At 63.9% G+C, this 11,700-nt stretch carries 9 protein-coding genes; 7 read left to right on the forward strand and 2 right to left on the reverse strand.

The window, feature by feature from the left end:
- From ABD810_RS38790 to ABD810_RS38800, 3 genes are all read left to right on the forward strand, one after another.
- Positions 1-1,442, forward strand: a 1,442-nt coding sequence (locus tag ABD810_RS38790; RefSeq protein ID WP_344952895.1) for an ISKra4 family transposase, incomplete at its 5' end; no start/stop codon positions are given.
- A gap of 86 nt (positions 1,443-1,528) precedes the next feature.
- The gene (locus ABD810_RS38795; RefSeq protein ID WP_344952897.1) at positions 1,529-2,017 is read left to right on the forward strand and encodes a DUF5946 family protein; all 489 of its coding nucleotides are present in this window, start codon (positions 1,529-1,531) and stop codon (positions 2,015-2,017) included.
- Between the two features lie 538 nt (positions 2,018-2,555).
- Positions 2,556-3,752 (forward strand): NucA/NucB deoxyribonuclease domain-containing protein, encoded by a 1,197-nt coding sequence (locus tag ABD810_RS38800; RefSeq protein ID WP_344952899.1) that lies wholly within the window; start codon positions 2,556-2,558, stop codon positions 3,750-3,752.
- A 434-nt stretch (positions 3,753-4,186) separates the two neighbouring features.
- Here ABD810_RS38800 and ABD810_RS38805 read toward each other — a convergent pair whose 3' ends face one another.
- On the reverse strand, positions 4,187-4,432 hold the full coding sequence (locus tag ABD810_RS38805) for a hypothetical protein (protein ID WP_344952901.1): 246 nt from the start codon (positions 4,430-4,432) through the stop codon (positions 4,187-4,189).
- 1,272 nt (positions 4,433-5,704) lie between these two features.
- On the opposite strand from ABD810_RS38805, the gene ABD810_RS38810 reads away from it, so the two are divergent.
- The 4 genes from ABD810_RS38810 (at position 5,705) to ABD810_RS38825 (ending at position 10,462) form a co-directional block, all read left to right on the forward strand.
- Positions 5,705-6,853, forward strand: coding sequence for a tyrosine-type recombinase/integrase (locus ABD810_RS38810; protein WP_344952911.1), 1,149 nt, complete (start codon positions 5,705-5,707; stop codon positions 6,851-6,853).
- Complete coding sequence (locus tag ABD810_RS38815) at positions 6,850-9,447, forward strand: tyrosine-type recombinase/integrase (protein ID WP_344952903.1); 2,598 nt, start codon at positions 6,850-6,852, stop codon at positions 9,445-9,447. Before ABD810_RS38810 ends, ABD810_RS38815 begins: the two co-directional genes overlap by 4 nt.
- A complete protein-coding gene (locus ABD810_RS38820; protein ID WP_344952905.1) occupies positions 9,444-10,025 on the forward strand; it encodes a DUF6262 family protein in 582 nt (193 codons plus the stop codon). The genes ABD810_RS38815 and ABD810_RS38820 overlap by 4 nt, the downstream gene beginning before the upstream one ends.
- A gap of 173 nt (positions 10,026-10,198) precedes the next feature.
- The gene (locus ABD810_RS38825; RefSeq protein ID WP_344952907.1) at positions 10,199-10,462 is read left to right on the forward strand and encodes a hypothetical protein; all 264 of its coding nucleotides are present in this window, start codon (positions 10,199-10,201) and stop codon (positions 10,460-10,462) included.
- 194 nt (positions 10,463-10,656) lie between these two features.
- Here ABD810_RS38825 and ABD810_RS38830 read toward each other — a convergent pair.
- On the reverse strand, positions 10,657-11,700 hold a 1,044-nt coding region (locus ABD810_RS38830; RefSeq protein ID WP_344952909.1), incomplete at its 5' end, for a hypothetical protein.

Raw genomic sequence — 11,700 nt, forward strand, 5'->3', positions numbered from 1 at the left:
CCGACCCCCAGACCGCGTCCTGGACGCATGATCGGCTTGAGGAGGTGATCGAGCAGCAGGGCCGTGAGCTGCTGCGGCTGTTGTTGCAGGCCCATCTGGACCTGCGGGCGCTAGGCGAGCAGGACGCCGTCGCCGAGGCCGGGATCGGTGGGGCCGCGGTGGTGGGAGCCGATGGCCTGCCGCGGCGGCGGGTGGAGATGCGGCATCACCGGCTGCTGGCCACCGTCTTCGGGACGGTGAGCGTGAGGCGGTGCGCCTGGCGTGCTCCCGGCCTGCTGAACGTCTATCCCGCGGACACGGCGTTGTCGCTGCCCGCGGGTCGGCACAGCCACGGACTGGCCCGCCTGGCGGTGGCCGAAGCGGTCCGCGGTTCGTTCGATGCCGCTCAGGCCGCGATCACCGCTCGGTGCGGGAACGTGCTCGGCAAACGGCAGCTGCAACGCCTGGTCCAGGCCGCCGCCGTCGATATCGACACCTTCTATCAGCAGCGCACCCCCGTGCCGCGGACCCGTGATGAGCTGCTGGTGCTCAGCTGTGACGCCAAGGGCGTGGTGATGCGGCCCGAGGCACTTCGCCCGGCCACCGCGAAAGCGGCTGCCCGAGCCACCCGCACGTTCCGGACCCGCCTTGCGGCCGGTCAGAAGTCGTGCCGCAAGCGGATGGCCACTCTCGGTGCCCTCTACGACGCCGAGCCCGCGCCGCGTCGTCCGCACGATGTGATCGCCCTGCCCGGCGGACGCACCGGCGAACGCAGGCCACGGCCAGGGCCGCACGCGAGCGGGAAATGGCTGTGCGGCTCGGTGATCAACGACCCGGATGAGGTGATTGCCGCCCTGTTCGACCAGGCCGAAGCCCGCGATCCCCGCCATGCTCGCACCTGGGTCGTGCTCGTCGACGGCGCCCGCCACCAGCTCAACCTCATCCGCGCCGAGGCCATCGGCCGCAGTGCGGCCATCAACATCGTCATCGATTTCATTCACGTCATCGAAAAGCTCTGGGCCAGCGCGTGGTGCCTACACCGACCAGCCGATCCCGCGGCCGAGGACTGGGTCGCCACCCACGCCTTGGCCCTCCTGGCCGGACACACACGCCAGGTCATCACCGATCTCGACGCCCAGGCCGCGCAACTGCCCACCGACCGGCGAGACGGCATCGACACCTGCATCCGCTACCTGACCGACCACGCAGAGTTCCTCCGCTACGACGAGGCCCTGGCCGCTGGATGGCCCATCGCGACCGGCGTCATCGAAGGCGCCTGCCGCCACCTCATCGCCGACCGCCTCGATATCACCGGCGCCCGCTGGGGCCTTGCCGGAGCCGAAGCCATCCTGAAGCTCCGCGCCCTCATCATCAACAACGATCTGCCCGAATACTGGCGCCATCACCTCGGCCAAGAACATCAGCGCGTCCACGGCCAGCACGACTACGAGCTCATCGCCTGATCAGCTCGGTCCCTCAGAAGGAGCCGCACCCGACGGATATGCCCTCACTGCGTGATCGCTCCGGTCACTGAAAACGAGCTACACCCATGGCAGATAGCCCCAGCATGGGTCAATGCGACTGCGGTGCAATTGCCGGCCCGCTGGGCGTGTGCGTGGACTACTACCACGGAATCCTGGCTGAAGAGCAGGCCGATCCTCGGATGTACAGGTGGCACGCGCCTGTGGTCTGCGCGTATCTCCTGCAGCATCCTTCCAGAGCTCATGAGAAGTACCTTGACGGTCAGTTCCGCCAGCTGCAGCTCTACGTGGACAAGGGCCTTGACGCGCTGCTTCGCGTGGCGGCTCATCAGGTGGCGCGGAACAAGCACGGGGCACGGTCGAGCTACGACATGGCGCCATTGGCAGCGTACGCGCCGCTCCCGCCGGGCGGATCTCCCGGGCACTTCCGCGCTACCTTCTGCGGGTTACCGTTCAGGGACGGCAGCTTCGTGTCTGATGAGCATCTGGCATACGGACACCACATCGAAGCCATTGCCGAAGCGACGGTGGAGTCCTGGAGACCTGTCGAGGCCTGATACTCGAAGGTCTGCGCGACGATATCCGCGCCTACTGCTCCAGCCGCACTTATTGATCTTTGAGTTGTTGTCGCTGGTAGCGGCTTTGTCGGGCGCGGGCTTGGTGGTGTCGTCGGCAGGCAGTCCGGGATGGTCCGGGTCGTCCTACCCCAACTGGAAGTGCGGCTGGAGTATTACGCCTTTGTCAGCAGGGTCTTAGTGATAGCAGTTGCCGAAGATCTTCAGGTCTGAACAATAAGAGCCTCGCCATATTGCCCATCAATGGCCAACCAAATCTGCTCATTGCACTGAGGCACTCCATCCCCTACGCGTCTAGCGATATGCGCTGCAAGCCTTACATACGCCGAATCCCCGTATAGATGTAGCTGTGTGTGGAGCTAGCGATACACAGGGCTGATTGCATAGCGGATCTTGCCGTGCTTAAGTTAACGCGACAAGTCAAATCCGGGTCTTGTTGTACGTTAACCAGATAGGGGAGTAGATGCGGAGCAGGCGGAAGCATGCAATCTCGGCAGCGGCAAGCCTTCTAACCCTTTTGATGGTAGCGATCGTCACACCGACGGAAGCAGGTGCCAAAACTGCGATTACAACGGTAACAGCAGGAACGGCGTCTGACAGCCCAGAAAAGGGCCAAACCAGAAAGATCAAGCCCCAGAAGAACTGCGATGAACAGAAAAAGGAGATCAAGGTAACCAATAAAGGCGGGCAGTTATGGGCCTGCTATCAAGGACCCACGGGCAAAGCAACCGAGGAAGATCGCTCCAAGATCAGAGGGTGGATCCAGGAGAAAAACGCAGCCAGACCAGCCACCATTCTGCCACTACCTGTATGGTGCGCGGAGCACGTTGATGACGGCTACTGGCAAAACCGATTCGAACAATGTAGCACCACGACCGGCATGTCAGTATATATCATCGACGTCAATACCCACAGTGCAGTCGGTTATATCTTCTTCACCGAAGTCAACTACGTTTACACGAACAAAAATTCGTCCCACGTCATCTTCCAGCAATCCATATTTGTTGAGGAAACGTGGGGATTGACAGCGGGAACCCTGGTGCAGGGCGTCGGGCTTCCTGAGGAGGAAATAGAGGTAGTCAGCAACCTCTACCCACCCACGCCGTTGGGACCGATCGGAGGAGACGGTGCGCATGGCGAAATATTCCTTGGGGGCTCAGCCGCCACCACAATGCCACAAGGCGAAGGAAGGGGATTCCCAACTATCAACTATTGGTTCACAAACCCTAGATGGGTAGGCCCCTCAAACACACTGACAGCAGAAGCACTCCCGGTGCGATGCGACAACTCGCTGCCAGGGTCCTCAACCCCTGGCTGTGTGAATGAGGGGTACGATCCGAGGATGGAGTACAGCCTCACAGGGCCCTGGCCAGAATTGGCGCAACATATCAAGGATGCCCAGAACGACGGCCTTCCCGGAGCCCTTGACTACGAGCCCCTCCATCGCCTAGTTAACGAGACATATCAAGAAAATAATCGCCGCAGGGCTTGTCCGGACACCTTGCCTCGCCCTACCGGTAAGTCATGCGATGAGTACCCCATGGCGTCAACACATGAAGGGGCCTGGACCTATCTTGAATGGTACAAAGTTGACCATTTCAGCAGGCGGATGATCGACGCCACTCAGAATAGCCTGGGCGGCTCCGCCCTCGGCGCCTTCTACAACAATTACCGTGTCATCGACGACGACCCCTTCTACATGAACATCACGCCATAGGGCAACTCATGGTATACTACCCGCGTGACTATTGACTCCGCGGAAAGTGCTTATGGGCAGGTTTTTGTGACCCATCATCTCTTACTCATGGGACACCCAGACATGATGCCACAAGCATTGAATAAATCCAACGGCCTTGCTTCTGCGGAGCCCGGTCTTATCACAATCTTCACGGGTATCCATACAGGGAACGTCGCTGTTTCAATCGAAGTTCATAGCAGCCCGCCTCCCATCGTCACCGAACGATGGGAGGCGGTTGTCGAGATGAATTTCGAGGCTCACGAGGAAGTAACCGAGGTAAGAGGCATCATGAGTGATCCACCGCCCGGCTTCCCTTCTCTGACCCCAGGAGGAGCCGGTGGTTACCGCGTCCGGATCCATGCCCTCGGTCGAGACACAGCTGTGGACTTGACAGCGCATGAACCTGTAGAGGATTACCTGATCTCAATTTGGCCCAGTCCTCCGGATGCCGAACGGATTATCAAGCTCACCGACGAATACGGTTCTGGACTGCGATCAAGCGCCCAGGCAAAGTAGGGAATCCAGCCGGCGCATTTCCGCAGGAGGGTCTTCTCCTCCAGAACGTTGACACGCTCGCGGAATCGTGCGTGTTCCTGGCCGCGCTCGACGAGCCCTCGTTCCGCGCCGAGCGCCACACCCGCGAAGGTCACCAGGTCCATGGCGACCCTCCTCCCGCGGGGAGCGCAGCACCTCGACAGCTTCGGCCAGGAGCAGCACGGGCTTGACCTCGGGCGGCGTGCCGGAGATGGGGTTGTCCACGGGCGTCGTGCTCGTCGAGAAGTTGGCGGATGTCGGCGGCTGCGTGCGCGAGGAACTCCACGACGGCGTTCGGTGCGCATCTGGGAATTGGGCAGCAGCGGTCAACCGGTCGGCCAGCCGATCACTGGACACACCGCGTGGGTGAGCGCGGTAGCGTGCACGGTGCTGGACGGGCGCCCGGTCGCGGTCACCCGCTCCCACGACACCACGGTGCGCATCTGGGATCTGGTAGAGCATGGCGTCTGGAACGTCGTGGCTCTCCCTGACGTTAGTCACGCCGTTGCAACGGGAGAGGCAGGCCAGTTTGTCTGTACTTTCGGCAACGACTTCGCTATCTTCCGTCGATGGATTCGGGGAGATCAGTGGACAGATGCACGGAGATCGACAGAACAAAGCCATACCAGACAGAATAAGCTTTCTGTCTGGTATAGATCTCAGAATTCGTTGTCGCCAGGTCTGTGCCGTCTGCTTCGGCCTGGACGCCAGGCTCTGCTTTTGTGCGCGGCGTCGCCACCTTGAGGCGGGATCTCGGGCGAAGTCCAAGACCGACGAGGCGCTCATCGAGCGGGCTAAGAGGGAGGAAGGTCCGGCAGCTGTTGATGGAGGAGATTCTTCCCGTGCTGGCCGACCCGTTGGTTGCCGACGATGAGGTGGGTGGCCTGCTGCGTGAGCGGATCGGCATGCAGCGGCTGCGGGAGATCATCTCGATGCGTGGAAGTCTCTGCCCAGGGATCACGGCCGGCTCTCGGAGCTGGAGCCCTCCTACACCTACCTTCGTCAGTTCACCCGAAGGTGCTGGCCGCGATCGCCTTCCAAGGCGGGCCCGGCACGGGCGAGCTCATGGAGGCGGTGGCCATTTTGAAGGGGCTGAACCGACTCGGCGGCCGTAAGGTGCCCGCGGGGGCACCGACCGCCTTCGTGCCGACCAGGTACGCCGACTACCTGGCCAAAGCCCGCTGTCGCACATCTCGCCTGGCCACAGCGACAACCTCAACTTCTTCGGCATCGTCGACGTGGACTTAACAGATCGCTATCTTCGCTGTGCATGACGTGTGACGTGGCGTCCTGTGTTCTTGTGCCATCACCGTTAACCTCCTGGTCATTGGACGTGTGGCACGTGCCGGGCGGTCGGGGGACGCGTGGGGCGGAAGCTTGTCATTGGCAATTTGAGGGTGCAGGAGCTGGAGCATCGCTCTGGCCGGATCTCGTACACGATCCTCGCGGCGGACGGCTCGGTATGCCGGTTGCCCGATGGATTTTTGCGGACGTGCGCGGGCGGGACCGACCGGACGTACGCCTACCTGCTGGTGGACCACCTGCGGTGGCTGGTGTCGGAGGGATTGACGCCCGAGTCTGTGTCGATGCGGGATCTCGAGCGCTACATGGGAGCGGTGGGCGCCGAGTATCGCGGGCCCTATGGAAACCCGTGGCGGGTGGGCAAACGGCCGTACGCGCAGAGCTCACTCGACGCGGCCGCGGCCTGCTTGAAGCGGTTCTACTGCTATCTCGGCTCCCACGGCGAGAACCAGGCCCTGGCCGAGGAATTCACGCGAAAAGGAGCCCGGCTGCCGACGAAGGCCGACCGGCGGCGGCTGTTCCTCGGGCACGTGGTCCAGGAGATGGCAGCTAACCCGCTGCGGCCGGCCAGGGCGGTACGCGGACGGCATCCGAAGATGCCGCCCGATGGCGCGCGGACTACGTTGCTGGACGACCTGGGGTCCGCCCGGGATCGGATGACGGTGACCTGGCTGGCGGACGGCGGCTTTCGGATCGGCGAGTTCTGCGGCTTGCACCTGGTCGACCTCCACCTGCGCGAGGGCGCTGAGTGCGGTGAGTGCAGGCCACCGCACGTTCACATCTGCCATCGGGAGACCAATCCGAACCGAAGCCGGGCGAAAACCAAACCACCTTGGACGACCCGGAACGGCGTGGTGCACGGAGGACTGGTTCGCCGGGCGAGCCCGGCGATGATCCACACCTACTTTGAGTACATGACCACGGAGTATCCGCACAACGCGGATCACGGGATGCTCCTGATTCAGCTTCACGGACCCGGCAAGGGCCAGCCATGGTCGATGGCGGGCGCCCGGGCGATGCTGAATCGAGCCGGGATCCGGCTCGACCTCGGCAAGGTCAATCCCCACGCGTGGCGGCATCTCTTCGCCACCAACGTCCTGGATGCCTCCGACGGCGACACCCTGATCGCCCGAGACGCCGGCGGCTGGTCATCAGCGACGACCGTCGAACAGATCTACGGTCACACCGATCTCCACGACCCCAAGTTCACCGCCGCGCTCGACCGAGTCTGGGAGCGGCCATGACCGTCGAACTTCAACTCGTCGACCCCGGTGCTCCAAGCCGGATCGGACGGGACCGGCTGGAATTGCTGACAGCCTTGATCGACGGCCCCGGCTTCGACCCGGCCTATCGACCTGATCACATCGTGATCGCACCCGACCACGCCGTCTACGCCTGGCAGTGCAGCGTTGACCAGTGCGATCGGATCCGCCGTTGGGGACAGCTGATCTGCTCGACGCACTACTACGAGTGGAAGAGCAGTGGGCTGGGCCGGGCGAAGTTCATCCAGACGGCGCGGCCGCTGCAGCCCCGCACGGGAGTCGATCTCGGCTCGTGCCGCATCTGCGCTGATCTGCCCGCGCATACTGTCACGACGCGGCTCTGCAAGTATCACGGCGAGCGGTGGCGGCGGTATCAGCGAGCGCATCCCGAGGCCGGCTTCGAGGAGTGGAAGGCCGACGCCACGACCTTCGCCGGGTTCGGCCCTTGCCGCATCAACGCCTGCCCCTACAACGCCGCCTTCCCGATCGGATTGTGTGAACCCCACCAGGATCGCTACTACCGAGCAGGACGGCCTGGCGGAGCGGCAGCACCGACCGCGTGGCGGCGCGGCTTCGAGCAGAGAGGCGAGCCGGTTGCGATCAGCTACGAGGACGAGGCCGCGTTCCTGCGGTGGTGTTCGGACGAGGACCCGATCAGCAAACCGGGCGTCATCAACCTGGCCGGTCTCTATCCGCTGCTCAAGGCCGAGATCAAGTGGGGGTTGAACGGCCACGCCCAGGTGAAGCATCGCGCGAACTGGGAAGTGGGGACGGTTCAGAGGCTGGCCAACCGCTGCCGGAGGCTGAAGCTGACCTCGCTTGCGGACTTCGCCTCCACGCGGGAGGGCGGGCGCTCCCGCAAGGACTTCGATTCCTTCACCCGGGCGCTGATTCTTGAGATCGCCGACGGGCTGCGCCGCATCTACTACAGCCCGCAGGACACCAAGGACACCGGTTTCATCGAGACTGAGCACTTCGGCCGCCGGTTTCCCAACACCCAAAGCCACTTCGACCTGGCCGGCGTTCCGCAGCGCTGGCTTCGCGACCTGCTCTGGGAACATCTGGCCAGGGTGCTGCGCTCGGCGCAGTGCCCCAGGTCCCGGGGCCCGTTCGACTCGGCGCGACGCGCGATCATCGAGCTCGGTGCCTTCCTGGAGATCGATGCTCCTCAGGGCGGCCACGAACCGGCGCTCCTGCGCTCGGAGCACGCCGAGAGGTTCGCCGCCGACCTGCTGAACCGGGAACGGCACGGGCTGCCGTCGTTGGGGCTCGTCCGCGGCAACGGGGAGCCTTCGATCGTCACCTTCGGCACCCGCCGGGTGACGTTCAACCACGCTCGCAAGGTCATGTTCGAGGCGCTGAGCTGTGGCGAGTCCGACAAGGTCGGGTTGTCTCGCTCCTTCATCGTCGCCCTGCCTTCAGGCGGCAAGGACCGCAAGGTCGCCCGGAACCCCTTCACCGACGACGTCGCCCGCGCCTTGGCCGACGAGGACAATCTTCAGTTGCTCGCTGGCGACTGGGACCCCAACGACCGAGGGCTACGCGACATCTGGGAGACGATCGTGGCGACCGGCCGCCGCTGCAGTGAGGTCGTCAAGCTCTCCCTCGACTGCATCGGCCGCTACCGGGGCCTGCCGATGCTCTGGCACGATCAGACCAAGGTCGGCAATTACAACGCGGGCATCCGGATCCCAGAATTCCTCTATGACCGGCTCGAAGACCGCCGAGCCAAGACCCTCGTGGTCTTCGAGGACCGTTTTGGCCGTCCTCCCAGCGCGGAGGAGCGGAAGTCCCTCGTGCTGTTCCCCAACGCCGTTCGCAACCCGGACGGCACCAAGTCGATCTCCTATGGCCACTTCAGCAGGTGCTTCAAGGAGTGGGTGGACCGCCTGGACCTCGGCGGGCACGTCATCCACCAAGCCCGCCACACTCTGGCGACCAAGCTCTTGGCCGCAGGCGCGAGCCTTGCTCACATCAAGCGCTACCTGGGACAAGTCAGCGAGCGCATGGCGGAGCACTACGTCAAAGTCTCCCATTCCGATCTCGACGACATCCTCAACACGGTCTGGGTTGCCGGGCCCGGCGCAGCCAACCCGGGCGAGCAGTTGGCCGGCAGCGGCACCACGCCACTCACCCGGCACGAGGCGATGGCCCTCGCCCTGGACCTCAGCCGCCGCAGCACCCCCACCGAAGGCGGTTTCTGCATCTACCAGCCTGTCGTCAACGGCGACGCCTGCCCCTGGAACAGAGACTGCACCAACTGCGAGAAGTTCGTCCTGTCCGGCGGCGATCTCCTCTACTGGCGACGCAAGCAGGAACAATGGCGGTCCCTGGCCGAACGGGCACCGACCGACGAGATGGCCGACTGGCTGCACCAGGTCTTCGAACCGACCGCCCGCGCCATCGAGGGCTTGGAGAAGGCCCTGGCCGGGCTTGGACTCCTCGATCAAGCACTCACGCTCGACCTGCGCCGCCCGCAGGACTACTACCAGCGGATTTGGTCCCTCACCTTCCGAGCCGATGACCTTGCCGCAGTGGCCCAAGACGACGAGCCTCACGAGACGGGAGCGCCGTGAGCACGCTCAGCACCAGGACAGAGGCGGCGAACCTGGCCCGCCACCGTTCCACCGAGGCGATGCTCGGCCGTCTCCGCGACGCCCTGCGGCAGATGAAGCGAGAACGCGCGCAGATCACCACTGCGGCCGCCGCACGCCGCGCCGGCGTCTCACGCAGCTTCATCTATCAGAACGCCCGGGCCCGCGAGATGATCGCTCAAGCAGCGGAAACGGCCCTTGAGGCCAGCGCAGGTGATCAGATTCAGCAGGCTGCCAAGGTCGAGGCCGCTTGGAGGGACAGGGCGCTCAACGCCGAAGAGGGCCTCAAGACCGCCCACGCGGAGATCACTTCGCAACGCAGCCAGATCGGCCAACTCCTGGCTCGGCTCCGCGACCTCGAAGACGACCTTCCCGACGACGCCGGCGGCCGGGTACTCGCGGAGAACACCACCCTCAAGCAGCGGGTTCTCCACCTCACCGCCGAGAACCGCACCCTCAATGAGCGGCTCCAGGCCGCTCGTTCCAACGCCAGATTCGCCGATCGGCGCATCGCCGAACTCGAAACCCAGCTGCTCGACGCCCTCCACACCGCCCACTGACCAGGAGCCATGTCGATGTTCGTCTATGCCCTCGCGCAGCCGATCGACCTCTTTGACGGTCTCATCCCGCTGCCCCAGTGGATCTCCACCGGCGGACCCGAACGCACCAGCTGGGCACTCTAAGCCGTCTCGCCCTCGCCGACGCGGTGCCCCGCGTCGACTGGGACGGCGACATGCGCCACCTGCCCTCGATCGGCGCTTTGCCCACCCCCAACGAGACCAGCCTCTTCATGGTCATCAAGCAGGACAACAACGGCACCACCTTCGTTATCAGCGAGGATCAACTTGACTGGCTTCTGCCCGACGCCAGCCACCACACGGAGGTGACCCGCCGCGAGATCGGCCCGTGGGAGCACACCATCCGCGCGGACGTCCCCGATCTCGGAGACCTACACCCACCCGCACGCTCCGCCCTCGCCGCCGACCTGTCGTTCTGAACGGCCACGTCACACACATGCCCATGACGTGAACCCCCAGCTCAGAACCCATACGCAAGCAACCGCGTTCAGAAAAGGAGAAAAGGGGCAACTTTATGCGAGCCTGCACATCGAACCGCGCGGCCTCTCCCAAAACCGCGAGGCCACCGGCGAGGAGCCATCCTCATGGCCGTCCAACGGCTCGCTTTGAAGGCTCAGGAGGGGGTGGTGGTGAGGTGACTCTGGATATCGGCCGACCGGAGCGCCATGCTGATCACCAACTGCTGGCAAAAGGCGTAATCCTCAGCCGTCGGCTTCAGAGCGGCCGGATGGTGGACTGATCGCTCCCCGTTGATCGAGTAGTTCACGATCGGCGTGAGGCGCAGGAACTTGAGATAGGCGTGGTAGTCGACTCCGAGCGTCATGACCCGCAGCGCGTGCTGCGTTTCCAGCGTGATCTTGGTCAGTGTCGCGATTTGCTCGGCGAACTCGTGGACCACGCTGCCATAGCCATCCAGGCTGCGAAGCATCCGAGCGATGTCGCTTTCCGCGAGTGGAAGCCCAACGCGAAGGTTCGGTCCGAAGCTGAAGGACGTTCGGTCACGGCCCTGGCCAAGATGCTCACGGGACACTGCGTTGCCCGCGTCCACCAGCAACGCCATGGCCTCGATGCGACTGCCGGAAGACTCGACTGCTGCTGCTTCTCTGACCAGGTCGCGCACCTCTTCCTGAGGGATCAGGTCGGCCATGTCGATGGCGGCATACTCAATGCCGAACACCTTCGGTGTGTTCTCGTCGAAGAAGGCGGCGGCATCAGCGCGGGACTGCTCAAGGCCCTCAGCTCCGGGCCAGGCGTTGGCATGCTTGAAGGCGTTGCGCATGTCGGTGATCCTCTTGACCCCCGCCCTTCCAGCAAGGATGACGCCCCGACCGTCGTTTTTGTCCGGCTGCAGGCCGTCGAAATACCGCTGAACGAACGTGTTTCCCTTCGGGGAGTCGACGCCTACGCGCTCGCTGGTGAGCATGCAGAACAGTTCGATCGCGTCGTGGAAGGTCAGCACGCTGGTGAAGCTGAGCGGCTGAGGTGAACGCGACTGTTCGATGCCCTGCTGATGCAGCAGGCGGATGAAGGCCAGGCGCCGCATGGTCTGGGGATCGAGTGCAGAAGTGGCCATCAGCAGAATCTCCTGGCGAGTGGGGAGGGCCGTTCTTGAGACGGCTGGACTGAAGTTGACGGGATCCCGTCTGATCATTGCGAT

Origin of the sequence: Sphaerisporangium flaviroseum, from assembly GCF_039537005.1 — a bacterium.
In the GTDB taxonomy this organism is placed as follows: Bacteria; Actinomycetota; Actinomycetes; order Streptosporangiales; family Streptosporangiaceae; genus Sphaerisporangium; species Sphaerisporangium flaviroseum.